Consider the following 25,558-nt stretch of genomic DNA (forward strand, 5'->3'; position numbering starts at 1 on the left):
GCACGGGTCTCAGGCGCCGGTCGGGTCCTCGCCGCGGTCGAGGGCCTTCCAGAGGTCCTCGGGGCGGTCGGGGTCCACGGCGGGGGCCCTGCGGCGCTCCCGGGGGGCACCGCCCCGTTCGTAGCGGCCGGACATGGCGGGCCACAGCCGGCCGTAGCGCAGGGCGAGCAGCCCGGCCAGCAGGATCAGCGCGCCGCCCACGGCCGCGACGTAGGGCCACGCGGTGTGGGTGAGCGCCTCCACCGTGGCGGAGGTGTCGCCGGAGGCCCGAGCGGCCTTCTCGTCGAGCGCGGAGCCGTCCGAGGCTCCGACCAGGGCCGCCGTCACGGTGCCCGCGCCGGCGAGGGCGAGCAGCGCGGCGACGGCGAGACGGCCGGCGCGGCGGACGGCGAAGACGGCGACGAGCGCGGCCAGGCCCACCACGGCCAGGGCGGCGGGGACGCCGGTGACGTCGCTGCCCTGGGCGGTCAGGGGGAAGGCGCCGCCGGCCACGCGCGCGGTGCCCTCCGACCACTGCTGCCGGGTGGCGAGCAGGGCCACGGCCGCGCCCAGGGCGCCGCACAGCAGGGCGGCGGCGAGGCTGAGGCGGCCGGCCCGGGCGGAGCCGGCGGCCTCGGAACGGGGGTGGGGTGCAGCAGTCACGTACTCCACTATCACCCGAACCCCGGGCGAACCGTCACCCGGGGTTCGTCTCAGGGCTTCCCCAGCCGGTTCGCCGTGTGCACGGCGCGCAGCACCGCGGCCGCCTTGTTGCGGCACTCGGTGTCCTCGGCGACCGGGTCGGAGTCGGCGACGATCCCGGCGCCGGCCTGGACGTACGCGGTGCCCTCGCGGAGCAGCGCGGTGCGGATGGCGATGGCGGTGTCGGAGTCGCCGGCGAAGTCGAGGTAGCCGACGCAGCCGCCGTACAGTCCGCGCCGGGACGGCTCGAGTTCGTCGATGATCTGCATCGCGCGGGGCTTGGGCGCGCCGGAGAGGGTGCCGGCCGGAAAGCAGGCGGTGAGCACGTCGAAGGCGGTGCGGTCGGCCGCCACCCGGCCGGTGACCGTCGAGACGATGTGCATGACGTGCGAGTACCGCTCGATCGACATGAAGTCGACGACCTCGACCGAGCCGGGCTCGCACACCCGCCCGAGGTCGTTGCGGCCCAGGTCGACGAGCATGAGGTGCTCGGCGCGCTCCTTGGGGTCGGCGAGCAGTTCGTCGGCGAGTGCCTGGTCCTCCCGCGGGGTGGCGCCGCGGTGCCGGGTGCCGGCGATGGGGTGGACCATCGCGCGCCCGTCCTCGACCTTCACCAGGGCCTCGGGGGAAGAGCCCACCACGTCGAAGCCGTCGAAGCGGAACAGGTACATGTACGGCGAGGGGTTGGTGGCGCGCAGGACCCGGTAGACGTCCAGGGCGCTCGCCGTGCACGGGGTCTCGAACCGCTGGGAGGGGACGACCTGGAAGGCCTCGCCCGCGCGGATGCGCTCCTTGACGTCCTCCACGGCCCGCTGGAAGTCGGGGCCGCCCCACAGCGCGGTGTACTCGGGCGTTTCGGAGGGCGGCAGCACGGCCGGGGGCTGGGCCACCGGGCGGGCGAGGTCGGCCTCCATGGCGTCGAGGCGGGCCACGGCGTCGGCGTGGGCCTCGTCGACGCCGGTCTCGAGGTCGTTGTGGTTGATCGCGTTGGCGATCAGCCAGACGGTGCCCTCCCAGTGGTCCATGACGGCCAGGTCGCTGGTGAGCAGCATGGTCAGCTCGGGCAGCCTCAGGTCGTCCCGCTCGCCGGGGCCGATCCGCTCCAGGCGGCGCACGACGTCGTAGCCGAGGTAGCCGACCATGCCGCCGGTGAAGGGCGGCAGGCCGAGGTCGTGGGCGAGGTCGTGCGGGGTGTGCAGGGTCTCGAGGGTGGTGCGCAGCGCGGCGAGCGGGTCGCCGCCGGTGGGGACGCCGACGGGCGGGGAGCCCTGCCAGTGGGCCCGTCCGTCGCGCTCGGTGAGGGTGGCGGCGCTGCGGACGCCGACGAAGGAGTAGCGGGACCAGGAACGCCCGTTCTCGGCGGACTCGAGCAGGAAGGTGCCGGGGCGCTCGGCGGCGAGCTTGCGGTAGAGCGCGACCGGGGTGTCGCCGTCGGCGAGCAGCTTGCGGGTGACCGGGATGACCCGGCGGTCGGCGGCGAGCTTGCGGAACGTCTCGAGGTCCATGGCGGCAGCCCTTACTGATCCGGGACGGCCGTGCCGGACCCGGCGCCGTCGGCGGGGGCTTCCTCCAGCAGCACGTCGGCGTCGAAACAGGTGCGGGCACCGGTGTGGCAGGCGGCGCCGACCTGGTCGACCTTGACCAGCACGGTGTCCGCGTCGCAGTCGAGGGCGACCGACCTGACCCACTGGAAGTGACCGGAGGTGTCCCCCTTGACCCAGTACTCCCGGCGGCTGCGCGACCAGTAGGTGCAGCGGCCGGTGGTCAGCGTGCGGTGCAGCGCCTCGTCGTCCATCCAGCCCAGCATCAGCACCTCCCCGGTGTCGTACTGCTGGGCGATGGCGGGCAGGAGGCCGTCGGGGCTGCGCTTGAGTCGCGCGGCGATCTCCGGGTCGAGGCGGCTGGGCCGGGACGTGCTGGTCATGCCGACCATTGTGCCGCGCCCGCCCGGCCTCCCGGGGGGACGTCCACGGGTTGGGCGGGCGGCGCGAAGTCTCCCGGTGGGGGGTGGGACCGGATGACGGGTGGGCGGACCGGGCGGGCGGCCGTAGGCTGGCTGGCATGTCGACCCATGCCAAGCGTGAACGGCTCCTCCTCGCCGACCTGCTGGAGACCGCGGGACCCGAGGCCCCCACCCTGTGCGAGGGCTGGACGACCCGTGACCTCGCCGCCCACGTGGTGGTGCGCGAGCGCCGCCCCGACGCCGCCGGCGGCATGTTCGTCAAGCCGTTGGCGTCGCACCTGGAGCGGGTGACGGCGGAGTTCACCGCCAAGCCGTACGAGGAGCTGATCCAGCTGATCCGTACCGGGCCGCCGCGCTTCTCGCCCTTCTCGCTCAAGCAGGTCGACGAGATGGCGAACATCGTCGAGTTCTACGTCCACACGGAGGACGTCCGCCGGGCCCGGCCCGACTGGACGCCGCGGGAGATCGACCCGGTGTTCCAGGACGCCCTGTGGTCCCGGCTGGAGCGCTCCGCCCGCCTGATGGGCCGCGGCATCCCGACGGGCCTGGTGCTGCGCCGTCCGAACGGCCAGACGGCGGTGGCCCACCGCGGCACCCCGGTGGTCACGGTGACCGGCGAGCCGTCGGAGCTGGTGCTGTTCGCCTACGGGCGGCAGAGCGCGGCGAAGGTCGAACTGGAGGGCGACGAGAACGCGATCGCGAAGCTGCAGGAAACCAAACAGCTCGGTATCTGACCGGTACCCGAAAGGCACGGTTCGTGATCAAAGTCGCCATGACCAGTGTGTACGTCGACGACGTGGCGAAGGCGCACGCCTTCTACACCGGCGTCCTCGGCTTCGAGACCCGCACCCACAGGGACCTGGGCGACGGCGCCCTGTTCGTCACGGTGGGCGCGCCGCAGGGGGCCCAGCCGGACCTGGAGCTCCTGCTGGAGCCGGGCCAGGGGCCCATCGCCGAGCCCTACCGCCGGGCGGTGCGCGAGGCGGGACTGCCCTCCATCGTGTTCTCCGTGGACGACCTCCGCGCGGAGTACGAACGGCTCCGCGGCGAAGGCGTCCACTTCGTCCGGGACCCCGAGGAGCAGGGCCCGGTGCTCACCGCCCTGCTGGACGACACGGTGGGCAACCTGGTCCAGCTGACCCAGCCGCTGGGCTGAGGGTCAGCGGACCGGGTGCCCGGCCTCCCGCAGGGTCTCCTTGACCTGGCCGATCCGCAGGTCTCCGAAGTGGAAGACCGAGGCCGCGAGGACCGCGTCCGCGCCCGCCGCGACCGCGGGCGGGAAGTCGGCCAGCCTGCCCGCGCCGCCGGAGGCGATCACCGGGACGGTGACGTGCTTCCGGACGGCGGCGATCATCTCCAGGTCGTAGCCGTCCTTGGTGCCGTCCGCGTCCATCGAGTTGAGCAGGATCTCGCCGGCGCCCAGCTCGGCGGCGCGGTGCGCCCACTCCACGGCGTCGATCCCGGTGCCGCGGCGGCCGCCGTGCGTGGTGACCTCGAAGGAGCCGGAGTCCGTGCGCCGGGCGTCGACCGAGAGGACGAGGACCTGCCGGCCGAAGCGCTCGGCGATCTCCCGGATGAGGTCGGGGCGGGCGATGGCGGCGGTGTTCACGCCCACCTTGTCGGCGCCCGCCCGCAGCAGCCGGTCCACGTCCTCGGCGGTGCGGACGCCGCCGCCCACCGTCAGCGGGATGAACACCTGCTCGGCGGTGCGGCGCACCACGTCGTAGGTCGTCTCGCGGTTGCCCGACGAGGCGGTGATGTCCAGGAACGTCAACTCGTCGGCGCCCTCGGTGTCGTACACCTTGGCCATCTCGACGGGGTCGCCCGCGTCGCGCAGGTTCTGGAAGTTGACGCCCTTGACGACCCGGCCGTTGTCCACGTCCAGGCAGGGGATGACTCGGACCGCCAGGGTCATGAGGTCACGGCTCCTCTGAATGCTTCGAGTTCCACTGAGACCAGGACGCGCGGGTCGACGAAGCCCTCGACCACCAGGAGGGTGGTGACCGGGCGCACCGAGTCGAACAGTTCCTTGTGGGCCCGGCCGGCCTCGTCGACGTCCCGCACGTGGGCGAGGTGGACGCGGGTGCGGATCACGGACTCGATGCCGAGTCCGAACGCGCCGATCGCCTCCAGCGCGATGGTGAAGGCCTCCTTGGCCTGCTCGTAGGGGTCGCCCTCCCCGTGGAGCACCTCGCCCCGGAACGCGGTCGTGCCCGCCACCAGGACGCGGTCACCCGCCGCCACGGCCCGTGCGGAGCCGAAGGACTCCTCCCAGGGGTTTCCGCTCTGCACGCGCCGTACGGCCTCGGTCGTCATCGCGACACAGCCTCCAGGGCCTCTTCCAGGGTGAACGCCTTCGCGTACAGGGCCTTTCCGACGATGGCGCCCTCGACGCCGAGCGGTACGAGCTCCGCGATGGCGCGCAGGTCGTCCAGCGAGGACACCCCGCCGGAGGCGACCACCGGGCGGTCGGTGGCGGCGCAGACGTTCTTCAGCAGCTCCAGGTTGGGGCCCTGGAGGGTGCCGTCCTTGGCGATGTCGGTGACCACGTAGCGGGCGCAGCCCTCCTTGTCGAGGCGCTCCAGCGTCTCGTAGAGGTCGCCGCCGTCGCGGGTCCAGCCGCGTCCGCGCAGGGTGGTGCCGCGCACGTCGAGGCCGACGGCGATCCTGTCGCCGTGCTCGGCGATGATCCGGGCGACCCACTCGGGGCTCTCCAGGGCGGCGGTGCCGAGGTTGACGCGGGTGCAGCCGGTGGCGAGCGCGGCGGCGAGGGTGTCGTCGTCGCGGATGCCGCCGGACAGCTCCACCTTGATGTCCATCGCCCCGGCGACCTCGGCGATCAGCTCACGGTTGTTCCCGGTGCCGAACGCGGCGTCCAGGTCGACCAGGTGCAGCCACTCGGCGCCCGAGCGCTGCCAGGCGAGGGCGGCCTCCAGGGGGGAGCCGTACGACGTTTCCGTCCCGGACTCGCCGTGCACGAGGCGGACGGCCTGGCCGTCACGGACGTCGACGGCGGGGAGCAGTTCGAGCTTGGCCATGTCTCTACAGGGTTCCGATCCAGTTGGTGAGGAGCTGGGCACCGGCGTCGCCGGACTTCTCGGGGTGGAACTGGGTGGCCCACAGGGCGCCGTTCTCCACCGCGGCCACGAACGGCTTGCCGTGCGTGGACCAGGTGACCAGCGGGGCGCGCATCGCCGGGTTCGCCGTCTCCAGGGTCCAGTCGTGGACCGCGTAGGAGTGCACGAAGTAGAAGCGGGCGTCCGCGCCGAGGCCGGCGAACAGCTCGGAGCCGGCCGGCGCGTCCACGGTGTTCCAGCCCATGTGGGGCACGACGTCGGCCTGCAGCGGCTCGACCGAGCCGGGCCACTCGTCGAGGCCCTCGGTCCGCACGCCGTGCTCGACGCCGCGCGCGAACAGGATCTGCATGCCGACGCAGATGCCCATCACCGGGCGCCCGCCGGCCAGCCGGCGGTCGACGATCCAGTCGCCGCGCGCCTCCTTCAGGCCGCGCATGCAGGCGGCGAAGGCGCCGACGCCGGGCACCAGCAGGCCGTCGGCGTTCATCGCCCGGTCGAAGTCGCGGGTGATCTCGACGTCGGCTCCCGCGCGGGCGAGGGCACGCTCGGCGGAACGGACGTTGCCGAAGCCGTAGTCGAAGACCACGACCTTCTTGGTGGTGCTCAAGGGATCACACCTCCAGCCTCAGGACGCCCGCGAAGAGGCACATCGCGGCGCCGACCGAGAGCAGCACGATCAGGCTCTTGGGCATCTTCTGCTTGACGAAGGAGATGACCCCGCCGACGAGGAACAGACCGACGACGATCAGGACGGTGGACAGTCCGTTCATGGGCTACAGCGCGCCCTTCGTGGAGGGCACGATGCCCGCCGCGCGCGGGTCGCGCTCACAGGCGTAGCGCAGGGCCCGGGCGAGCGCCTTGAACTGGCACTCCACGATGTGGTGCGCGTTGCGCCCGTAGGGCACGTGCACGTGCAGCGCGACCTGGGCCTGCGCGACGAAGGACTCCAGGATGTGCCGGGTCATCGTGGTGTCGTACTCGCCGATCATCGGCGCCATCTTCTCGGGCTCGGTGTGCACGAGGTAGGGGCGGCCGGACAGGTCGACGGTGACCTGGGCGAGGGACTCGTCCAGCGGGACCGTGCAGTTGCCGAAGCGGTAGATGCCCTTCTTGTCGCCGAGCGCCTGCTTGAAGGCGCCGCCGAGCGCGAGGGCGGTGTCCTCGATGGTGTGGTGGGAGTCGATGTGCAGGTCGCCCTCGGTCTTCACGGTCAGGTCGAACAGACCGTGCCGGCCGATCTGGTCGAGCATGTGGTCGTAGAAGCCGACCCCGGTGGAGATCTCGGTCTTCCCGGTGCCGTCGAGGTCGATCTCGACGAGGACCGAGGTCTCCTTGGTCGTCCGCTCCACACGTCCCACGCGGTTCATGCGCTCTGCTCCTTCTTGATCTCACGGACCGCGTCGAGAAACGCGTCGTTTTCCGCCGGGGTGCCCGCGGTGACCCGCAGCCATCCCGGTACGCCGTTGTCCCGGACCAGGACGCCCCGGTCGAGGATCCGCCGCCAGGCGGCCTGGGAGTCGGCGAACCTGCCGAACTGGACGAAGTTCGCGTCCGACTCGGTCACCTCGTAGTCGAGGGCGCGCAGTTCGGCGACCAGCCGGTCCCGCTCGGCCTTCAGCTGCTCGACGTACTTCAGCAGCGTGCCGGTGTGTTCGAGGGCGGCCAGCGCGGTCGCCTGGGTGATCGCCGAGAGGTGGTAGGGCAGCCGGACGAGCTGCACGGCGTCCACGACCGCGGGGTGCGCGGCGAGGTAGCCGAGGCGCAGCCCGGCGGCGCCGAACGCCTTCGACATGGTGCGGGAGACGACCAGGTGCGGCCGTCCCTCGAGCAGCGGCAGCAGCGAGTCGCCGTGGCTGAACTCGACGTACGCCTCGTCCACGACCACCATCGACGGCTTGGCCGCCTGGGCGGCCTCGTACAGCGCGAGCACCGTCTCGGGCGGGACCGCGTTGCCCGTGGGGTTGTTGGGGGTGGTGACGAAGACGACGTCGGGCCGGTGCTCGGCGATCGCCTCCTCGGCGGCGGCGAGGTCGATCGAGAAGTCGTCGCGGCGCGGGCCGGAGATCCAGCCGGTGCCGGTGCCGCGCGCGATCAGCGCGTGCATCGAGTACGACGGCTCGAAGCCGATCGCGGTGCGGCCGGGCCCGCCGAAGGTCTGCAGCAGCTGCTGGATGACCTCGTTGGAGCCGTTGGCGGCCCACACGTTCTCGAGGCCGACGGGGTGCCCGGCCGTCTTCGTCAGGTACTCGGCCAGCCCGGTCCGCAGCTCCACCGCGTCCCGGTCGGGGTAGCGGTTGAGGTGCCGGGCGGCTTCCCGGACCCGCTCGGCGATCCGCTCGACCAGCGGCTCGGGCAGCGGGTAGGGGTTCTCGTTGGTGTTCAGCCGTACGGGGACGTCCAGCTGGGGCGCGCCGTAGGGGGACTTGCCGCGCAGCTCGTCCCGTACGGGCAGATCGTCGATCCTCACGTCGCTCACTTGCTCTCGGGCACCTTCCAGCCGAACCTCGCCTTGATCGCCGCGCCGTGCGCGGGCAGGTCCTCCGCCTCCGCCAGCGTCACCACGTGGTGCGCGACCTCGGCCAGCGCGTCCTCGGTGTAGTCGACGATGTGGATGCCGCGCAGGAAGGACTGGACCGACAGCCCCGAGGAGTGGCAGGCGCAGCCGCCGGTGGGCAGGACGTGGTTGGACCCGGCCGCGTAGTCGCCGAGCGAGACCGGGGCCCAGGGGCCGACGAAGACCGCGCCGGCGTTGCGCACCCGGTCGGCGACCGCGGCGGCGTCGGCGGTCTGGATCTCCAGGTGCTCGGCGCCGTAGGCGTCGACCACGCGCAGGCCCTCGTCGAGGCCGTCGACCAGGACGATGGCGGACTGCCGGCCGGACAGCGCCGGGACGATCCGGTCCTCGATGTGCTTGGTCGCCGCGACCTGCGGCTCCAGCTCCTTCTCGACCGCGTCCGCGAGCTCGGTGGAGTCGGTGACGAGGACGGCGGCGGCCAGCGGGTCGTGCTCGGCCTGGCTGATCAGGTCGGAGGCGACGTGCACCGGGTCGGCCGTGGAGTCCGCGAGGATCGCGATCTCGGTGGGGCCGGCCTCGGCGTCGATGCCGATGCGGCCGGTGAAGTAGCGCTTGGCCGCGGCGACCCAGATGTTGCCGGGGCCGGTGACCATGTTCGCGGGCGGGCAGGACTCGGTGCCGTACGCGAACATCGCGACGGCGGTGGCGCCGCCGGCCGCGTACACCTCGTCGACGCCGAGCAGCGCGCACGCGGCGAGGATGGTCGGGTGCGGCAGCCCGCCGAACTCGGCCTGGGGCGGGGAGGCCAGCGCGACGGACGGGACACCGGCCTCCTGGGCGGGTACGGCGTTCATGATCACGGAGGACGGGTACACGGACCGGCCGCCCGGCGCGTACAGCCCCACGCGGTCGACCGGCACCCACTTCTCGGTGACCGTGCCGCCCGGCACGACCTGGGTGGTGCGGGTGGTGCGGCGCTGCTCGCGGTGGACGAGCCGGGCGCGGCGGATGGACTCCTCCAGGGCGGCCCGCACGGCCGGGTCCAGCGCCTCCAGGGCGTCGGCGAGCGCCTGCGCCGGGACCCGGACGGATTCCAGACGCACGCCGTCGAACCGCTCGGCGAAGTCGATCAGCGCCGCGTCGCCGCGATGATGCACGTCCTCGCAGATCGGACGCACCTTCTCCAGGGCGGCCGCGACGTCGAAGTCGGCTCGGGGCAGCAGGTCACGCAGGGCGGGGCCCTCGGGAAGGGCGTCGCCGCGCAGATCGATTCGGGAGATCACGTGCTCAATTCTCTCAGACCCGCGCAGTGAGCCGTCCGCGCGTTCCAATGGCTGATACGGGGCCCCTCGGTGACGGTGTGCACACATGTCGGAGATCCTCCTCACTTTCCGTGTTCAACCTCTCACGGAAACGGGCATCACCGGTTGTACGAAGGGATGAACCGACGAGTACCCGGGAGGGAGGGGAAAGCCGTGGCCGAAGGGGCGGGACCGCGCGCCGGGGACGTGCCGGAGGATCTGACCGCCGTGGAGGCCGGGATGTGGCAGGCCTTCCGGAACGGCAGCGTGTACGACCTGAGCAGCGGTGACACGGTCGTCGACGACCCGCACGGCGGGCATCCGTGGGGCCCCGAGCGGACGGTCCGGGCCCGTGTCGTGTGCTGGCTCCTGCTGGACGGGCCGCCCGCGCTGGCCGGCCGGGTCTCCTCGCTGAAGCTGGTCGGGGTGCGGATCAGCGGCCTCCTGGACCTGGCGGGCGGCACGGTGGGGCCGTACGTGGAGATGCGGGACTGCCGCTTCGAGCGGGACGTGCTGCTGCCGGAGGCCCGCTTCACGACCGTGCGGCTGGTGGACTGCTCCGTGCCGCGCCTGGAGGCGGCCCGGCTGCACACCGAGGGCGATCTGCATCTGCCGCGCTGCCGGTTCCTGGGCGGCATACGGCTCACCGACGCCCGCATCGGCACGGACCTGATGCTCAACCAGGCGATCGTGCACCGGGACCGCAGCGGCCGCTCGATCGCCGGGGACGGCATGACGGTCGGCCAGGACCTCCAGGCGGAGATGCTGGAGTCGCACGGCGAGCTGAGCCTGCGCAGCGCGCAGATAGGCGTCTCGCTGAGCCTGCGCGGCGCCCGCCTGGTCAACCCGTACACCCGGCTCGCGCTGAACGCGCCCCAGCTGACCGTGGAGCGTTCGCTGTACCTGACCCCGGCGGGGGTCGGCGCCCAGGCGCGGAGCGGGATGACCCCGGCGCGCGGGACACGGATCCAGCGGTTCGAGTGCCAGGGCGGGGTGCGGCTGGACGACGGGCGGTTCGGGGACGCGGTCGACTTCGAGGGGGCCCAGTTCGCCTTCACCGACGACCAGGAGCTGTCGCTGCGCCGGGTGCAGACGCCGGAGCTGCGCTTCCTCGGGGAGCGGCCGGCGCGCGGCAAGGTGGTGCTGTCGGGGGCGCGGGTGGTCAACCTGATGGACCGGGCGGAGAGCTGGCCGGGGCCCGGGCGGCTGCACATGGGCGGCTTCACCTACGAGAACCTGGTGCCGCGCGGCCCGTTCCCGCTGGAGCTGCGGCTGCGCTGGGTGGACGCGGCGAGCGCCGAGTACAACCCGGAGCCGTACGAGCGGCTGGCCGCCGTGCTGCGGGCGAGCGGGGAGGACGAGGAGGCCCGCGAGGTGCTGCTCGCCAAGCAGCGCCGGCGTCGCGAGAGCCTGCCGCTCGCGGCCAAGCTGTGGGGCTACGCGCAGGACTGGACGGTCGCCTACGGATACCGGCCGGGCCGGGCCGCGGTGTGGATGGCGGTGCTGTGGGCGGGCGGTTCCCTGGCCTTCGCCCGCGCGCACCACCCGCCCCTCAAGAGCGGTGAGCACCCCCCGTGGGACCCGGCCCTGTTCGCCCTGGACCTGCTGCTGCCGGTGATCGACCTGGGGCAGGTGGGCTTCTGGGAGCTGCGCGGCGGCTGGCAGTGGCTGGCGGCGGCGTTCATCCTGCTGGGCTGGGTCCTGGCGACGACGGTGGCGGCGGGGGCGACGCGGACGCTGCGGCGCACCTAGCCCAGCCGCACGGTGCCGTGGCGTCATGGCGTCATGACGTCCTGTGCGACGCATGAGGCCCGTGGTGTTCCGCAGGCGTCGCACACGGCAAGAAACCGACCACTTTTTAACGGCCCTTGACCGGTCCGCGTACAACCTTCCACGACTTCAGCGTGGCCTCTGGCGCGGCCGTGACCTGCGGTCTTTCAATGGTCGACACCATGGCTCTGCTGCACGGATTCACCCGTACGTCCCGGGCACGAGGCAGGGCGGACGCCGCGCCCGTCGGCGTGCTGCCCGCCGACGTCGTACTGCCCACCGACGACGACGTGCTCCTCGACGCGCCCGACGACGCGCTGGGTCCGGCGCTGGTCGCGGCGGCGGGCGGCGACCACGCGCCCGCCGCCGGCCTGCTCGCCGCCACCCGCCGCCAGGGCTCCTGGGAGCACCGCGACCGCTATGTGCGGCGACTGGCCGTCTTCGCCCGCTCGCGCCCCGGGTGGCTGGACGCCTGGCGCGCCCTCGATCCGCACGACCCCGACGGGCTGCTGGTGGAGGCCCAGCGGGCGGTGGACCTCGCGTGGGACTCACCGGCCCGGACCGAGCTGCTGCGCGAGGTGAGCCCGCTGATCACCGCCGCCGCGAAGGGGGACGACCGCGATCCGGTGCCGTGGCGGCTCGCCCTGGACCACGCCCGCGGCGCACGCGCCGGGCACCGGTACTTCCAGGAGCTGTGGGAGGCGGCGGTCCGCCGCGCCCCGCACCACTACGGCTGCCATGTGGCGGCCCTGCGCTACCTGTCGTCCTCCTGGCACGGCGCGCACCGCGAGTGCTTCGACTTCGCGGACCTGGCCGCCCAGGACGCGCCGGGGGACTCGCTCACCCAGGCACTGCCGCTGTGGGCGGCGTTCGGCTATCTGACCGACGGCGGCGGCCCCGAGGTGCCGCGCGCGCGACTCGAAGCCGCGGCCGACCGGGCCGCCGTCCTGTCCGCCCGGCTGCCGACGGGCCACTCCTGGCCGGCCGAGCTGCGCAATCTGCTGACCTACGTCCTGGTGAGCCTCGAACGCTGGCCGGACGCCCTGGAACAGCTGCGCCTGACCGGCCCGTACGCCACGTCCTTCCCGTGGGACCGGGACGCGGACGACCCGCTCGGGCGGTTCCTGGAGGTGCGTCAGGGGGTGCGCGCGGCGATGGCGTTCGGCTCTCCCGGGGGCGGGAACCGCTTCCTGCGCCACGGGCTCCGGCCATCCGAGGAATGAACAGGGCGGACGGGTCCGCTTCGGCGACCATTAGGCTCTTGAGTCGTGACCACCGTCCGCCTCCCGCTCTTCCCCCTGAACACGGTGCTGTTCCCGGGGCTCGTGCTCCCGCTCAACGTCTTCGAGGAGCGCTACCGCGCCATGATGCGCGAGCTGCTGAAGACCTCGGAGGACGAGCCGCGCCGGTTCGCCGTCGTGGCGATCCGCGACGGCCACGAGGTCGCGCCGAGCGCCCCCGGCCTGCCCGACCCGACCGCCGTGCCCGACCGGGGGGCGGCGGCCGGCTTCGGCACCGACCCGCTCCGGGCCTTCCACAAGGTGGGCTGCGTGGCCGACGCGGCGACGATCCGGGAACGCCCCGACGGCACCTTCGAGGTGCTGGCCACCGGCACGACCCGGGTGCGGCTGCTGTCGGTCGACGCCTCCGGGCCGTATCTGACGGCCGAGCTGGAGCCGGTGGCCGAGGAGCCCGGCGACGGGGCGGGGGCGCTGGCCGAAGGGGTGCTGCGGGCGTTCCGCCAGTACCAGAAGCGGCTGGCGGGGGCCCGGGAGCGGTCGCTGGCGACCGGTGCGGACCTGCCGGACGAGCCGGGCGTCGTCTCCTACCTGGTCGCCGCCGCGATGATGCTGGACACACCGACCCGGCAGCGTCTGCTCCAGGCGCCGGACACGGCGTCCCGGCTCCGCGACGAGCTGAAACTCCTTCGCACGGAGACGGCCGTCATCCGTAGCCTGCCGTCGTTGCCGGCGTCGGACCTGACGCGCGGGCCGACGAGTCTCAACTGACGCACGACTGTCTGGGGGTACGGACCGGGATGGCGAAGAAGTCCAGGAAGCAGCAGGCGGGAGGCACACCCGCGACGGTGGCCCTCACCGCGGCCGGGGTGCCGTTCACGGTCCACTCCTACGACCACGACCCCTCCCACCCGTCCTACGGCGAGGAGGCGGCCGAGGCGATGGGCGTCCCGCCGGACCGCGTCTTCAAGACGCTGGTGGCCGACGTCGACGGCGCGCTGACCGTGGCGGTGGTCCCGGTGGCCGGCCAGCTGGACCTGAAGGCGCTCGCGGCGGCGGCCGGCGGCAAGCGGGCCGCGATGGCCGACCCGGCGCTGGCGGAACGCACCACGGGGTACGTCCGCGGCGGCATCTCGCCCCTCGGCCAGCGCAGGGCACTGCCGACGGTCCTGGACGAGTCGGCCGTCCTGCACGACACGATCTGCGTCTCGGCCGGCCGCCGCGGCCTGGAGGTCGAGCTCTCCCCCGACGACCTGACCAGGCTGACCTCGGCCGTCCTCGCCCCGATCGGGCGTGCGTGACCCCTCGGCGGGGCCCTCTTCCTCGACCAGGGAGACCAGGGGGCGAGGGGACCAGGGGGACCAGGGAGAAAGGGCACGTCGCAGGGGCCCCGCACACGCGGGTGGCGCGCGGGGAAGGGCCGGGCGCACCGCGGACGGCGCCCGGCGTGGACCGCCGGGGCCGGGAGACCGGTGCCGGGGAGCCGGTGGCCGGGGGGATACCCGGCGCCGGCCCCTACGGTCCCTGCGGGATGTACGGGTCCGGCAGGAGGGGGTCCGGGTCGCGGGGGCCGAACAGGGCGGTCAACCCCAGGTGCAGGACCAGCGCCGCGAACGGCCAGGCCAGCAGCGCGCCCTTGGCGCTCAGCTTCAGCGGCGCGTCGAAGGCGACCCCTTTGCCCACGCTCCTCGCTTGGGCGATCACGTCCTGCGCGGGGCCGAGCCATATGCCGATCCGCCATGCCAGCAGCGATCCGAGCAGCCCTCCGACCGCCAGCGCCACCACCAGCGGCACACCCCCGTGCCGCCGCACGAGGAACACGGCGAGCGCGCTCACCCCGCCGAAACCCAGCGCCAGGAGGGCGAACGTCCCGTCCACCCCGACGGCCTGCTCGCCCTCGGTGTCCTTGAGGTAGACGACCCAGTTGCCGCCCACCACGTCGCCCACGAGCGGCACGCGCGGCGCCAGCCACCACCACAGCACCCCGAGGAGCGCCCCGCCGAGCGCCACCGCCACCGCGATCACGGTGGCCTCCCGCACTTCCGTCTTCATCGCGGGGCCGTCCTGTCCGTACCAGCCGTACCCCCCGGCGTTCCCCGCGGACCCGTCCTTCCCGGACGGGTCCGCCACGGGTCCGGCGGACGGCGGCTGCCACGCGTCATGCGAGGAACCCTCGTGCGGAGGCGGTGGTGGTGTCAGAGGTGCGCTCACCCTGACATCGTGCCAGGCCCGGCTGTGTGGCGCGTCACCGGACGGCGGCCCTGCGGTACGCCCAGGTCGCCACGGCCAGCGAGACCACGCCGACGCCCCCGCACACCGCGAGGTCACCGAGCACGTGCGCCCAGTCGGGGTGCGGGCCGAAGGTCCGCGCGAGGGCCTCGACGCCGTACGTCGACGGCAGCAGGTCCCGCGCCAGGCGCACCGCCTCCGGCATCCGCTCCGCCGGCAGCACGCCCAGCAGCAGCGCCGCCGACATGCCCAGCTGGCCGAGCAGCGTCGCCAGCTCCGGCCGCGGCGCGAGCAGGCCCAGCGCCGCGCCCAGCCCGGCGAGCGCGGCCCCGGCGAGCGGGATCACCGCGGCGAGCACCCACAGGTGCGCCAGGGGCAGACCGAACAGGACGCACCCGAAGACGGCGGTCACGACGGTCCCCGGCACGGTGAACGAGGCGTAGGCGCCGGCCGCGCCCAGGACCACCGCCGCGGGCGGCACGGGCAGGGTGGCGTAGTGGTCGAGTCCGCCGCTGGCCCGCAGCTGACCGAAGTACTGCGCGAGGAGGTTCAGCGCCACGAAGGCCACGACCAGGACCGACGAGCCGGCGACCACGGCCTGCGCCTCGCCGCCGCCGTCCACCACCCCGCGCATCAGGATCATGATCCCGACCGACTGGAAGGTCGCCACGAACAGCAGCGGGATCCTCGCCACCCGTGCCCGGGAGAGCTGCGCCCGGTACACGGCCGCCAGCGACGGCCACAGCCGCGCCCGGGGGCCGAGCCCGGCCGGTTCCGGCCCGGCCTCCCGCACGGGCAGGGCACCGCCCGGCAGGACATCGGCGGGTACGGCACTCACGTCGTGCTGCTCCCCTTCGCTCGGAGGTTCGCTCGGAGGTTCGCTCGCAGGCGCGCTCGCAGGTTCGCCCACGGGTCCGCTCGCGGGTCCGCTCGGATCCGCTGCGGCAGCCGTCCCGTTCCGTACGGACGACGCGGCCCGTGCGCTCATGCCTTCACCAGTCCCTGCCGTACGGCGCCGCCCAGCGCCAGGTACACGTCCTCCAGGCTGGGCGTGGCCAGCGTGAAGTCGTCCAGGGCGGCGAAGGCGGCCCCGCCGGTGACGGTGGCGACCACCGTACGGGCCTCCTCGGGGGCCAGCCGCAGGGTCCAGCGGCGGCCCGACTCGACGACCCGGTCGCGCAGCGCGGCGACCTCGGGCACGTGCAGCGGCGCCGCCTCGCGCCACACCAGCTCGACCCGGACCTCGCCCGCGACCTGCTCCTTCAGTCCGGCGGGGCTGTCGCAGGCGATGACCCGGCCCCGGTCCAGGACGGCGACCCGGTCGAGGACCGTCTCGGCCTCGATGACGTTGTGGGTGACCAGCAGCACGGTCGTGCCGCGCTCGGCCCGGCGCCGGTCGACGGCGGACCACACCGCGCGCCGCGCCACCGGGTCCATGCCGGTGGTGGGCTCGTCCAGCACGAGCAGCGGCCGCTCCCCCACCAGCGCGGCGGCGAAGCATGCCAGCCGGCGCTGGCCGCCGGACAGCTTCCGCAAGGGGCGTCCGGCGATCGGGGTGAGTCCCAGCTCCTCCAGAACGGCGTCCCGTTCGGCCCGCGCCCGGCGCACGTCGAGCCCGCGCAGCCGGCCGGTGGTCTCGGCGGCGAGGGACACGGTCAGCTCGTCGAGGGCGGTGGACTCCTGCCCGAGGTAGGCGAGGATGCGCGAGGCCCGCTCGGGGTGGCGCACGATGTCGTGGCCGAGGATCGCCACGCTGCCCCGGTCGGGCCGCATCAGCCCGGTCAGCTGGCGTACGAGGGTGGACTTGCCGGCCCCGTTCGGCCCGAGCAGACCGAAGATCTCCCCGCGCCGGACGTCGAGCCGCACGTCGTCGGTGGCCCGGACCTCGGGTGTCGCCGGCGCCCCGCGCCGTCCGCGCACCGCCGGGTAGGTCTTGGTCAGCCCGCGCACCGCGCACACGACGTCACCACCGTGCCGGAATGCCTGTGCCGCGCGCCTACTCACAAGGAACGAGCCTACGGGGTCGGAAACCCCGCCACGCCCTCGGGTCGCCCTCGTGCCGCGCCTCCCCCGCCACGAGCCGAACCCCTCCGGACGCGCTCGGCGGCCGGGCCCCGCCGTCCGGGCCCCGCCGTCCGGATCGCGCCGGGCTCGCGGGACCCGCGACCGGGTCGGCCGGCGCCGCTCACTCCCCGGCGGCCGTCCCCCGTTCCGTGCCCGTGCGCACGTCGATCTCCCGCCAGAAGCCCGCCCGGATGGCGTAGCGGTCGCGTTCGTCGATCTGGTCGTCCTTGTGGGCGAGGAGCCCGAAGCGGGCCGCGTAGCGCAGCAGCTCGCCGTCGACGCGGTGCGGGATGCGGGGGTACATGACGGACAGCCGCTGCAGGTGGCTCTGGTCGCCGAGCCGCTCCACCCAGCGGCGGGCGAAGACCTGCCCCACCTCGAAGGGGTCGCCGCCGACGGTGGTGATGTCCTCCTCGCGGTCGGCCCACCGCTGCTCGGCCGTGGTCAGCTGGGCGAGCGTCGGCATGGAGGCGGCCTCGGGGGATTCGGCGACGGGCCGGTCGACCCAGCCCTTGTCGGAGGACCAGCGCAGGGTGGCCGAGGCCGGCTGCTGAGGGGGCTGGGCGCCGGGGCCGCGCAGGGCGGCCAGGTCCTTGGGGGTGGGCACGCCCTTGACCGCGGGCGTCCGCTCCACGCTGCCGTTCTGCGCGGTGGCGGCCGGGTGCTGCGGCTCCTGCGCGGTCCGCTCGGCCGTCGCGGCGAGCGCGGAGTCCGGCAGCGGGGCGGAGAGGATCGCGGCGATCTCGGGCCGCGGCACGGGCGGCGGGGCGCACACCCCGGTGACCTCCTTGGCCCGGACCGCCTGGGTGATCCACGCGCGGTCCAGCACCCGGCGCTCGTCGGCCTCGGCGACCAGGTCCTCGGACTGGTTGTAGTCGCCGTCGGCGGCCTGCACGGCCCACAGGTGGACGGCGACGCCGTGCTCCTTGGCGGCCATCATGCCGGGCAGCAAATCACCGTCACCGGTGACCAGGACGATGTCGGAGCAGGCCCGGTTGCGGGCCAGCTCGGTGAGTTCGGCGTGCATCGCGGCGTCGACGCCCTTCTGCGCCCAGCGGCCGTCACTGCGGGTCAGCGCCCCGAGCCGGACGGTGACCCGGGGCATCACGCGCAGTCTGCGGTGCTCGGGCTGCGGGACGCGGTCGGGGGCGCCGTCGAACCAGTAGATGCGCAACAGGGGCTGCCGCGTGTCGGACTCGGCGCGTTCGCGCAACCCTTGGATGAGGGCCGCGTGATCGACGGTGATGCGGGACCGCGAAGGCTCCCCGGCGAGGAGACTGGCGGCGGCCCCCAGCAGATACCCGGCGTCCACCAGGACGATGCAGCGGTCCACGCGATCCACCCTCTTTCCGGGAGGTTTGCTTCGGGCTTGCTTCGAGTCTGCCCGACCACGCCGGGGTTAACGGCCCGAACTCGATCTTCGGCGTGGCGTTTCCCCACTTCCTTCTCCGACCATCCCGGTCACACACGGTAATTGTCCGGCATGCGTTCGTTGTCGGGCTATGTGAATCTGGTTGCGGCCCTGGCCCCTAGATCCCCCACAGGAGGCATCACCATGGCCAAGAACAAGAACCGCGACCGGAAGCAGCCGCAGGCCGAGCGCGCCCGACGGGCGTCGCAGCCGGCCGCGATGGAGACGCCGGACGAGCAGCGCACCACGGAGGCCACGCCCGGCGAGGTCGGCCGGGGCAAGAACCGGCAGAAGCGCTTCGGTCACAACTGACATTCCCTAAAGGATCGTTGAGATCCAGGCACAGATGAAGAGGGGCGCACCCGCCGTCGCCATCGGGTGCGCCCCTCACACGCGTCCGGTACGCGGGGCCGCTCGCTCGGTCCGCCGGACGGGACCGCTCGCTCAGCCCGCCAGGCAGGAGGGTCCGAGCAGGACCTTCAGGTCGCCGAAGAGGGCCGGGTCCGGCTTGACCCGGTGCCGGTCCAGGCGCAGCACCGTCGTCTTCGTCGGCCCCTGCAGTTTGATGCGGACCTCGCTGTCGCCCTTGTGGTGGGTGAGGATCTCGCCGAGCCGGCTGACCATCGGCGGGGTCACCCGCGTCGCCGGGATGGTGAGGACGACGGGCGCGTTGGTGCCCGCGGTGGACAGGTCGGGGACCATCAGCTCCATCGCCACCAGGCGCGGCACGTCCTCCCGCTTGTCGAGGCGGCCCTTGACGAACACCACGGCGTCCTCGACCAGTTGCGTCGACACCAACTGGTAGGTCGCCGGGAAGAACATGCACTCGATGGAGCCGGCGAGGTCCTCCACCGTGGCGATCGCCCAGGCGTTGCCCTGCTTGGTCATCTTGCGCTGCAGGCCCGAGATGATGCCGCCGATGGTGACCACCGCGCCGTCGCCGAAGTCGCCGCCGGTGAGCTGGGAGATGCCCGCGTCGGCCTTGTCGGACAGCACGTGCTCCAGGCCGAACAGCGGGTGGTCGGAGACGTAGAGACCGAGCATCTCCCGCTCCTGGGCGAGCAGGTAGGTCTTGTCCCACTCGTCGTCGGTGAAGGTGACGTCGAGGCCGAAGCCGGGCTCGCCGGACTCCTCCTCGCCCATGCCGCCGAAGAGGTCGAACTGCCCCTCGGCCTCCTTGCGCTTCACCGCGACCACGTTGTCGATCATCGGCTCGTACTGGGCGGTGAGGCCCTTGCGGGTGTGCCCCATGGAGTCGAAGGCGCCCGCCTTGATCAGCGACTCCGTGGTGCGCTTGTTGCAGACGACCGCGTCGACCTTGTCGAGGTAGTCCGGGAAGGACGTGTACTTCCCCTTGGCCTTGCGGCACTTGATGATCGACTCCACGACGTTGGTGCCGACGTTGCGCACCGCCGAGAGGCCGAAGAGGATCACGTCGTCGCCCTGCGCGGCGAAGTTGGCCTCGGACTCGTTGACGTTCGGCGGGAGCACCCTGATGCCCATGCGGCGGCACTCGTTGAGGTAGACGGCCGACTTGTCCTTGTCGTCCTTCACCGAGGTGAGCAGCGCCGCCATGTACTCGGCGGGGTGGTTCGCCTTGAGGTAGGCGGTCCAGTACGACACCAGTCCGTACGCGGCCGAGTGCGCCTTGTTGAAGGCGTAGCCGGCGAAGGGCACCAGCACGTCCCACAGCGCCTGGATGGCCTCGTCGCTGTAGCCGTTCTTGCGGGCGCCGGCCTGGAAGATGACGAAGTTCTTCTCCAGTTCCTCCGGCTTCTTCTTGCCCATCACGCGGCGGAGGATGTCGGCCTCGCCGAGCGAGTAGCCGGCGATGATCTGGGCGGCCTTCTGCACCTGCTCCTGGTAGACGATCAGGCCGTAGGTGACGTCCAGGACCTCCTTGAGCGGCTCCTCCAGCTCGGGGTGGATGGGCGTGATCTCCTGCTGGCCGTTCTTGCGCAGGGCGTAGTTGGTGTGCGAGTTCATGCCCATCGGGCCCGGCCGGTACAGGGCCGACACGGCGGAGATGTCCTCGAAGTTGTCCGGCTTCATCAGCCGGAGCAGGGAGCGCATCGGACCGCCGTCGAACTGGAACACGCCGAGGGTGTCGCCGCGCTGGAGCAGGTCGAAGGTCGTGGGGTCGTCGAGCGGGAGGCTCAGGAGATCGATGTCGATCCCCTTGTTGGCCTTCACCATCTTGACGGCGTCGTCCATGATGGTCAGGTTGCGCAGGCCCAGGAAGTCCATCTTCAGCAGGCCGAGCGACTCGCAGCTCGGGTAGTCCCACTGCGTGATGGTGACGCCGTCGGTGTGCCTGACCCAGACCGGGACGTGCTCGGTGATGGTCTCGCTGGACATGATCACGCCGGCCGCGTGCACGCCCATCTGCCGGACCAGGCCCTCCACGCCGCGCGCGGTGTCGATGACCTTCTTCACGTCCGGCTCGTTCTCGTACATCGAGCGGACCTCGCCCGCCTCCGAGTACCGCGGGTGGCTGGGGTCGGTGATGCCGGACAGCGGGATGCCCTTGCCGAGGACGTCGGCGGGCATGGCCTTGGTGATGCGGTCGCCCATCGCGTACGGGTAGCCCAGCACGCGCGCGGAGTCCTTGATCGCGTTCTTGGCCTTGATGGTGCCGTAGGTGCCGATCATGGCGACCTTGTCGGCGCCGTACTTCTCCGTCACGTACCGGATCACCTCGACGCGCCGGCGCTCGTCGAAGTCGATGTCGACGTCGGGCATCGAGATGCGCTCGGGGTTGAGGAACCGCTCGAAGATCAGGCCGTGCGGGATCGGGTCGAGGTCGGTGATGCCGAGGGCGTAGGCGACGATCGAGCCGGCCGCGGAACCCCGGCCGGGGCCGACCGCGATGCCCTGCTTCTTGGCCCACATGATGAAGTCGGCGACCACGAGGAAGTAGCCCGGGAAGCCCATCGAGATGATGGTGTCCATCTCGTACTCGACCTGCTTCATGCGGTCGTCCGGGATGCCGTCCGGGAAGCGGCGGTGCATGCCGCGCATGGTCTCCTCGCGGAACCAGCTGACCTCGGTGTACCCCTCGGGGATGTCGAACTTCGGCATCAGGTCGCGCTTCTCGAACATGCCGGTGGTGTCGACCATCTCGGCGATCAGCCGGGTGTTGTCGCAGCCCTCCTGCCAGGCGTCCGAGGAGTCGATGGCGTACATCTCGTCGGTGGACTTGAGGTAGTAGCCGGTGCCGTCGAACTTGAAGCGGTCGGGGTCGGAGAGGTTCTTGCCGGTCTGGATGCACAGCAGCGCGTCGTGGGCGGTCGCCTCGTGCGCGTAGGTGTAGTGCGAGTCGTTGGTGACCAGGGGCGGGATGCCGAGCTTCTTGCCGATCTCCAGCAGACCGTCGCGGACCCGGTGCTCGATGTCGATGCCGTGGTCCATCAGCTCCAGGAAGTAGCGGTCCTTGCCGAAGATGTCCTGGTAGTCGGCGGCCGCCTTGAGGGCCTCGTCGAAGTGGCCGAGGCGCAGCCGCGTCTGCACCTCGCCCGAGGGGCAGCCGGTGGAGGCGACGATGCCCTCCGACCACTGCGCGATGGTCTCCTTGTCCATCCGGGGCCACTTCTGCAGCCAGCCCTCGGCGTACGCGTCGGAGGAGAGGCGGAAGAGGTTGTGCAGGCCGGTCCTGTTCACCGCCCACATGGTCTTGTGCGTGTAACCGCCCGAACCGGAGACGTCGTCCCGCTTCTGGTGCGGCTGGCCCCAGAGGATCTTGCGCTTGTTGCGCCGCGACTCGGGGGCGACGTACGCCTCGATCCCGATGATCGGGGTGACTCCGGCCTTCTGCGCGGAGTGGAAGAAGTCGTACGCTCCGTGCAGGTTGCCGTGGTCGGACATGGCGATGTGCGTCATGCCCATCTCGTTGCAGGCGTTGAACATGTCCTTCAGCCGCGCGGCACCGTCCAGCAGCGAGTACTGGGTGTGGACGTGCAGGTGCGTGAACGGCGGCTTCGACACGGTGCGGCCTCCAAGGAGAACTAGGAGAACTATCGGCGACGGGCTGCGGACAGTCCGGTGGACAGCGTCGAAGTCTATGCCCCGGCGCTGACACTTCGAGGGCGCCCCGACGTACCTTCGGGCGGGGCACTCCCGTGCTCCCTTACACGTTAGGCAGGGGACGGACCAGCCGTCCCCGAGACGTCCCGCACCAGGAGGCACCCAGCGATGTCGGTCCCGCAGCTCGACGACGAGCACCGCGGTGAGGAGATCCTCGCCGTCCTCGACACCGCCTTCGGCGAGCTCCTGGCCGCCGACCCGGCCGCGTTCCGCGTGAAGTTCCGGAAGATGGCGGCCTCGGCGTTCGCGTTCTACCGGGGGACGGCGTGCCTCTTCTACCACGACCTGGACGCGGAGAACGCCGGGCGGGGCGGTGGGAGGACGTACAGCGGCCCGTACCTGGACGACCGGACCTCCCGGGTGTGGATCCACGGCGATCTGCACGCGGAGAACTTCGGCACCTACATGGACTCCAACGGCCGCCTGGTCTTCAACGTCAACGACTTCGACGAGGCCTACGTCGGCCCCTTCACCTGGGACCTCAAGCGCTTCGCGGCCTCCATGGCGCTGATCGGCTACGCGAAGGCGCTCAGCGACGAGCAGATCACCGAGCTGGTGCGGATCTACGCGGGCGCCTACCGCGAGCGCATCCACGCGCTGGCCGGCGGCGCGAAGAGCGACGAGGTGCCGCCGTTCACGCTGGACACCGCCCAGGGACCGCTGCTGGACGCGCTGCGCGACGCCCGCTCGCTGACCCGGTTCGGGCTGCTGGACTCGATGACCGAGATCCGCGACTTCGAGCGCCGCTTCGCCCCCGGCGGCGGCGCGGTCGAGCTGGACGCCGCCACCCGCTACAAGGTGCTCGCCGCCTTCGACGGCTACCTGGAGACGCTGCCGGACGCCTCCCTGGCCCGCCCGGACTCCTACCGCGTGAAGGACGTCGTGGGCCGCCGCGGCATCGGCATCGGGTCGGCCGGGCTGCCGTCGTACAACATCCTCCTGGAGGGCCACAGCGACGCCCTGGAGAACGATGTCGTGATCTACGTCAAGCAGGCCCAGACCCCGGCCGTCTCCCGGCACATCCCCGACCGGGCGATCCGGGACTACTTCCTCCACGAGGGCCACCGCACGGTGATCTCCCAGCGCGCCCTCCAGGCGCACGCCGACCCGTGGCTGGGCTGGACCGAGCTGGACGGCGCGGGCCAGCTGGTCGCCGAGGTCTCGCCGTACGCCGTGGACCTGGACTGGAGCGACCTCGACGACCCCGAGGAGATCGCCCAGGTGGTCGCCGACCTCGGCCGGGCCACGGCCACGATGCACGCGGCGGCGGACGACACCTCCGGCGAGTCCCTGGTGCCGTTCTCCACCGAGCGGGCCATCGACGCGGCGATCGCGGCCGACGAGGAGGGCCTCGCGCCGCTGCTGGTCGACTTCGCGCACGGCTACGGCGCACGCGCGCGCCGCGACCACCAGACCTTCCTGGACCTGTTCCGCAACGGCAGGATCCCGGGACTGTGACCCTCCGCACGCCCACCGGGACCCTTTAGGCACCCCTTACCGGAACGCATGACAGACTTTCCCCGCCATGGACATATCCGGAACCCAGCTCAGAGCCGTCCGCGCGGCGCTGTTCACGGCAGTGACCGTGACGCTCAGCGTCGCGTCGCACGTGCTGCTGTCCGGGGCTCCACTGCCGGTGAACACGGTGAGCGCGATCGCCGCCGCCGTGTTCGCCCTGGCGTACGCCCTGGCGGGGCGGGAGCGCTCCTTCGGGCGGATCGCCGCTCTGCTGATCCCGCTGGAGCTGGCCGCCGACACCGTCTTCACCGCCGGCCAGCACGTCTGCTACGGCCGGATGGGCGGGCCCGTGGCGGGCCCGCTGCGCTCCGTCGGCTTCGACGTGCTGTGCGGTGACGGCACCAGCGTCGGCGCACCGCTCGCCCGGGTGACCGGCACCGCCGCCGAGGGCGGCGACCGGCTGGCGGTCCTGCTCGCCCAGGCCGACCCGGCCACCTCCTGGCTGCTGCTCGGCGCGCACATCGGCGTCGGCCTGTTCGCCGCCGCCTGGCTGCGCCGCGGCGAGCAGGCGCTGGCCCGGCTGCTCGCCGCGGTGGCGGCCACCGCCTCGACGGCGGTCCGACCGCTGCTGTTCGCGGTCGCGGCGGTGACGGGCCGCCGGACCCCGGAGGTCCACCGGCCCCTCCTCCCGGTCCTCGGGACCGTCACGGCCCGGACCCGGATCCTCGTGCACTCCCTGGGACGGCGCGGACCGCCGTGCTCCACCGCCCTCGTCTGAGGCGCTCCCCCGCCCCGGTACCGGCGGCACCCCGAACACGAGCAGTCCCCCCATACGCATCCCGCACACGACCGTGTGCGTCCCCCCGTGGAGAACATCACCATGAGCAAGCGGAACAGCCAGGCGGCGAAGACGGCGGCCCGGGAGCGCCTGCGCGCGGAGCGCGAGCGCCAGGCCAAGAAGGACAAGGTCAAGCGGCAGGTCGTCGTCGCCTGTTCCCTCGTCGGCGTCCTGGCGATAGCCGGCGGCATCGGCTACGCCGTCGTCCAGGCCAACCAGCCCGACCACTGGGAGGCCGCGCAGGACGCCGAGCTCGTCAAGCCGGCCAACAGCAGCGGCAAGAACGGCACGACCGTCGTCATCGGCAAGCCCGACGCGAAGAAGACCCTGGAGCTGTACGAGGACCCGCGCTGCCCGATCTGCGCCACGTTCGAGCAGAGCGTCGGCAAGACGATCGACAAGGACGTCGAGGACGGCAAGTACAAGATCCGCTTCATCGGCGCCTCGTTCCTCGACCGCAACCTGACCGGCGAGGGCTCCAAGAACGCCCTGAGCGCCCTGGGCGCCGCGCTGAACGTCAGCCCCGAGGCGTTCCTCGCCTACAAGTCCGCGCTCTACTCGGCCGAGTACCACCCCCAGGAGAGCGAGGACAAGTTCAAGGACGACTCGTACCTGATCAAGATCGCGAACTCGGTCGACGCCCTGAAGGACAACAAGCAGTTCCGGACGGCCGTCGAGGACGGCACCTACGACCGGTGGGCGCTGGAGATGTCCAAGACCTTCGACGAGAGCGACGTGAACGGCACGCCGACCCTGATGATGGACGGCAAGAAGATCACCGGCTCCGACGGCCAGAGCACCCCCATGACGGTGGACGAGTTCAACACGGCGATCGACAAGGCCCTCAAGGCCTGAGCACCGGTCGGCCGACCACACGTCGAAGAGCGGGCGAACTTTTGCGAGTTCGCCCGCTCTCGCGTGTACCTGTCA

Annotated in this window: 26 protein-coding genes; 10 read left to right on the forward strand and 16 right to left on the reverse strand. The window is 72.4% G+C overall.

Annotated elements, in window-relative coordinates; translation table 11 throughout:
* Positions 1-9: 9 nt before the first annotated feature.
* The 3 genes from CP969_RS11280 to hisI are packed head-to-tail and all read right to left on the reverse strand — an operon-like array spanning position 10 to position 2,605.
* Positions 10-651, reverse strand: coding sequence for a TIGR02234 family membrane protein (locus tag CP969_RS11280; RefSeq protein ID WP_016826706.1), 642 nt, complete (start codon positions 649-651; stop codon positions 10-12).
* 41 nt (positions 652-692) lie between these two features.
* Complete coding sequence (locus tag CP969_RS11285; RefSeq protein ID WP_016826705.1) at positions 693-2,186, reverse strand: anthranilate synthase component I; 1,494 nt, start codon at positions 2,184-2,186, stop codon at positions 693-695.
* A gap of 11 nt (positions 2,187-2,197) precedes the next feature.
* On the reverse strand, positions 2,198-2,605 hold the full coding sequence (hisI, locus tag CP969_RS11290; RefSeq protein WP_004989339.1) for a phosphoribosyl-AMP cyclohydrolase: 408 nt from the start codon (positions 2,603-2,605) through the stop codon (positions 2,198-2,200).
* 137 nt (positions 2,606-2,742) lie between these two features.
* On the opposite strand from hisI, the gene CP969_RS11295 reads away from it, so the two are divergent.
* Positions 2,743-3,378, forward strand: coding sequence for a TIGR03085 family metal-binding protein (locus tag CP969_RS11295; RefSeq protein ID WP_004989336.1), 636 nt, complete (start codon positions 2,743-2,745; stop codon positions 3,376-3,378).
* 23 nt (positions 3,379-3,401) lie between these two features.
* Positions 3,402-3,800, forward strand: coding sequence for a VOC family protein (locus CP969_RS11300; RefSeq protein ID WP_004989334.1), 399 nt, complete (start codon positions 3,402-3,404; stop codon positions 3,798-3,800).
* A gap of 3 nt (positions 3,801-3,803) precedes the next feature.
* Here CP969_RS11300 and hisF read toward each other — a convergent pair whose 3' ends face one another.
* From hisF to hisD, 8 genes are read right to left on the reverse strand one after another with little or no spacing between them, the layout of a single operon-like run.
* A complete protein-coding gene (gene hisF / locus CP969_RS11305) occupies positions 3,804-4,559 on the reverse strand; it encodes an imidazole glycerol phosphate synthase subunit HisF (protein ID WP_004989333.1) in 756 nt (251 codons plus the stop codon).
* The gene (locus CP969_RS11310) at positions 4,556-4,960 is read right to left on the reverse strand and encodes a Rid family hydrolase (RefSeq protein WP_016826703.1); all 405 of its coding nucleotides are present in this window, start codon (positions 4,958-4,960) and stop codon (positions 4,556-4,558) included. Before CP969_RS11310 ends, hisF begins: the two co-directional genes overlap by 4 nt.
* Positions 4,957-5,682, reverse strand: a complete 726-nt coding sequence (priA, locus tag CP969_RS11315) for a bifunctional 1-(5-phosphoribosyl)-5-((5-phosphoribosylamino)methylideneamino)imidazole-4-carboxamide isomerase/phosphoribosylanthranilate isomerase PriA (protein WP_004989329.1) — start codon at positions 5,680-5,682, stop codon at positions 4,957-4,959. The genes CP969_RS11310 and priA overlap by 4 nt, the downstream gene beginning before the upstream one ends.
* A gap of 4 nt (positions 5,683-5,686) precedes the next feature.
* The gene (hisH, locus tag CP969_RS11320) at positions 5,687-6,328 is read right to left on the reverse strand and encodes an imidazole glycerol phosphate synthase subunit HisH (protein ID WP_004989323.1); all 642 of its coding nucleotides are present in this window, start codon (positions 6,326-6,328) and stop codon (positions 5,687-5,689) included.
* Between the two features lie 4 nt (positions 6,329-6,332).
* Entirely contained in the window at positions 6,333-6,491 is a 159-nt protein-coding gene (locus CP969_RS33190) for a hypothetical protein (RefSeq protein ID WP_004989321.1), read from the reverse strand.
* Positions 6,492-6,494: 3 nt separating this feature from the next.
* Positions 6,495-7,088, reverse strand: a complete 594-nt coding sequence (gene hisB / locus CP969_RS11325) for an imidazoleglycerol-phosphate dehydratase HisB (RefSeq protein WP_004989320.1) — start codon at positions 7,086-7,088, stop codon at positions 6,495-6,497.
* Positions 7,085-8,197 (reverse strand): histidinol-phosphate transaminase, encoded by a 1,113-nt coding sequence (locus tag CP969_RS11330; protein ID WP_004989319.1) that lies wholly within the window; start codon positions 8,195-8,197, stop codon positions 7,085-7,087. Before CP969_RS11330 ends, hisB begins: the two co-directional genes overlap by 4 nt.
* Positions 8,194-9,519, reverse strand: a complete 1,326-nt coding sequence (gene hisD / locus CP969_RS11335; RefSeq protein WP_016826702.1) for a histidinol dehydrogenase — start codon at positions 9,517-9,519, stop codon at positions 8,194-8,196. Before hisD ends, CP969_RS11330 begins: the two co-directional genes overlap by 4 nt.
* Before the next feature lie 192 nt (positions 9,520-9,711).
* Here hisD and CP969_RS11340 point away from each other — a divergent pair, with 192 nt between their 5' ends.
* From CP969_RS11340 to ybaK, 4 genes are all read left to right on the forward strand, one after another.
* A complete protein-coding gene (locus CP969_RS11340) occupies positions 9,712-11,289 on the forward strand; it encodes an oxidoreductase (RefSeq protein ID WP_016826701.1) in 1,578 nt (525 codons plus the stop codon).
* A 200-nt stretch (positions 11,290-11,489) separates the two neighbouring features.
* Entirely contained in the window at positions 11,490-12,530 is a 1,041-nt protein-coding gene (locus CP969_RS11345; protein ID WP_223887070.1) for a hypothetical protein, read from the forward strand.
* Positions 12,531-12,575: 45 nt separating this feature from the next.
* A complete protein-coding gene (locus CP969_RS11350; protein WP_004989301.1) occupies positions 12,576-13,316 on the forward strand; it encodes an LON peptidase substrate-binding domain-containing protein in 741 nt (246 codons plus the stop codon).
* Between the two features lie 29 nt (positions 13,317-13,345).
* On the forward strand, positions 13,346-13,846 hold the full coding sequence (gene ybaK / locus CP969_RS11355) for a Cys-tRNA(Pro) deacylase (protein WP_016826699.1): 501 nt from the start codon (positions 13,346-13,348) through the stop codon (positions 13,844-13,846).
* 214 nt (positions 13,847-14,060) lie between these two features.
* On the opposite strand, the gene CP969_RS11360 is transcribed toward ybaK, so the two are convergent.
* The 4 genes from CP969_RS11360 to CP969_RS11375 all read right to left on the reverse strand — a co-directional run bounded on the left by CP969_RS11360 (position 14,061) and on the right by CP969_RS11375 (position 18,171).
* Positions 14,061-14,756 carry a hypothetical protein gene (locus CP969_RS11360; protein WP_004989297.1) on the reverse strand — a complete coding sequence of 232 codons (696 nt, stop codon included), beginning with the start codon at positions 14,754-14,756 and terminating at the stop codon, positions 14,061-14,063.
* A 34-nt stretch (positions 14,757-14,790) separates the two neighbouring features.
* Entirely contained in the window at positions 14,791-15,612 is an 822-nt protein-coding gene (locus CP969_RS11365; RefSeq protein ID WP_016826697.1) for an ABC transporter permease, read from the reverse strand.
* Between the two features lie 146 nt (positions 15,613-15,758).
* Complete coding sequence (locus CP969_RS11370; RefSeq protein ID WP_016826696.1) at positions 15,759-16,733, reverse strand: ABC transporter ATP-binding protein; 975 nt, start codon at positions 16,731-16,733, stop codon at positions 15,759-15,761.
* Between the two features lie 226 nt (positions 16,734-16,959).
* Positions 16,960-18,171, reverse strand: a complete 1,212-nt coding sequence (locus CP969_RS11375) for an NYN domain-containing protein (RefSeq protein ID WP_004989290.1) — start codon at positions 18,169-18,171, stop codon at positions 16,960-16,962.
* 222 nt (positions 18,172-18,393) lie between these two features.
* Between CP969_RS11375 and CP969_RS33195 the strand changes: the two genes are divergently transcribed.
* On the forward strand, positions 18,394-18,561 hold the full coding sequence (locus CP969_RS33195) for a hypothetical protein (RefSeq protein WP_016826695.1): 168 nt from the start codon (positions 18,394-18,396) through the stop codon (positions 18,559-18,561).
* 132 nt (positions 18,562-18,693) lie between these two features.
* On the opposite strand, the gene dnaE is transcribed toward CP969_RS33195, so the two are convergent.
* Positions 18,694-22,233 (reverse strand): DNA polymerase III subunit alpha, encoded by a 3,540-nt coding sequence (gene dnaE, locus CP969_RS11380; protein WP_004989286.1) that lies wholly within the window; start codon positions 22,231-22,233, stop codon positions 18,694-18,696.
* A gap of 207 nt (positions 22,234-22,440) precedes the next feature.
* Here dnaE and CP969_RS11385 point away from each other — a divergent pair, with 207 nt between their 5' ends.
* From CP969_RS11385 to CP969_RS11395, 3 genes are all read left to right on the forward strand, one after another.
* Positions 22,441-23,790 carry a DUF2252 domain-containing protein gene (locus tag CP969_RS11385; RefSeq protein ID WP_004989284.1) on the forward strand — a complete coding sequence of 450 codons (1,350 nt, stop codon included), beginning with the start codon at positions 22,441-22,443 and terminating at the stop codon, positions 23,788-23,790.
* A 67-nt stretch (positions 23,791-23,857) separates the two neighbouring features.
* On the forward strand, positions 23,858-24,568 hold the full coding sequence (locus CP969_RS11390; protein ID WP_004989283.1) for a hypothetical protein: 711 nt from the start codon (positions 23,858-23,860) through the stop codon (positions 24,566-24,568).
* Positions 24,569-24,670: 102 nt separating this feature from the next.
* On the forward strand, positions 24,671-25,483 hold the full coding sequence (locus CP969_RS11395; RefSeq protein WP_026085265.1) for a DsbA family protein: 813 nt from the start codon (positions 24,671-24,673) through the stop codon (positions 25,481-25,483).
* The last annotated feature ends 75 nt before the right edge of the window (positions 25,484-25,558 follow it).

Source organism: Streptomyces viridosporus T7A (genome assembly GCF_008704515.1).
Lineage (GTDB): Bacteria > Actinomycetota > Actinomycetes > Streptomycetales > Streptomycetaceae > Streptomyces > Streptomyces viridosporus.

What these genes read in the sequence shown, in the direction of transcription:
- hisB (WP_004989320.1), bottom strand. Translation starts at nt 7,088, where the DNA reads ATGAACCGCGTGGGACGTGTGGAGCGGACGACCAAGGAGACCTCGGTC.
- CP969_RS33190 (WP_004989321.1), bottom strand. Translation starts at nt 6,491, where the DNA reads ATGAACGGACTGTCCACCGTCCTGATCGTCGTCGGTCTGTTCCTCGTC.
- hisF (WP_004989333.1), bottom strand. Translation starts at nt 4,559, where the DNA reads ATGACCCTGGCGGTCCGAGTCATCCCCTGCCTGGACGTGGACAACGGC.
- CP969_RS11395 (WP_026085265.1), top strand. Translation starts at nt 24,671, where the DNA reads ATGAGCAAGCGGAACAGCCAGGCGGCGAAGACGGCGGCCCGGGAGCGC.
- CP969_RS11390 (WP_004989283.1), top strand. Translation starts at nt 23,858, where the DNA reads ATGGACATATCCGGAACCCAGCTCAGAGCCGTCCGCGCGGCGCTGTTC.
- hisI (WP_004989339.1), bottom strand. Translation starts at nt 2,605, where the DNA reads ATGACCAGCACGTCCCGGCCCAGCCGCCTCGACCCGGAGATCGCCGCG.
- CP969_RS11345 (WP_223887070.1), top strand. Translation starts at nt 11,490, where the DNA reads ATGGCTCTGCTGCACGGATTCACCCGTACGTCCCGGGCACGAGGCAGG.
- priA (WP_004989329.1), bottom strand. Translation starts at nt 5,682, where the DNA reads ATGGCCAAGCTCGAACTGCTCCCCGCCGTCGACGTCCGTGACGGCCAG.
- CP969_RS11310 (WP_016826703.1), bottom strand. Translation starts at nt 4,960, where the DNA reads ATGACGACCGAGGCCGTACGGCGCGTGCAGAGCGGAAACCCCTGGGAG.
- CP969_RS11295 (WP_004989336.1), top strand. Translation starts at nt 2,743, where the DNA reads ATGTCGACCCATGCCAAGCGTGAACGGCTCCTCCTCGCCGACCTGCTG.
- ybaK (WP_016826699.1), top strand. Translation starts at nt 13,346, where the DNA reads ATGGCGAAGAAGTCCAGGAAGCAGCAGGCGGGAGGCACACCCGCGACG.
- CP969_RS11285 (WP_016826705.1), bottom strand. Translation starts at nt 2,186, where the DNA reads ATGGACCTCGAGACGTTCCGCAAGCTCGCCGCCGACCGCCGGGTCATC.
- CP969_RS33195 (WP_016826695.1), top strand. Translation starts at nt 18,394, where the DNA reads ATGGCCAAGAACAAGAACCGCGACCGGAAGCAGCCGCAGGCCGAGCGC.
- CP969_RS11385 (WP_004989284.1), top strand. Translation starts at nt 22,441, where the DNA reads ATGTCGGTCCCGCAGCTCGACGACGAGCACCGCGGTGAGGAGATCCTC.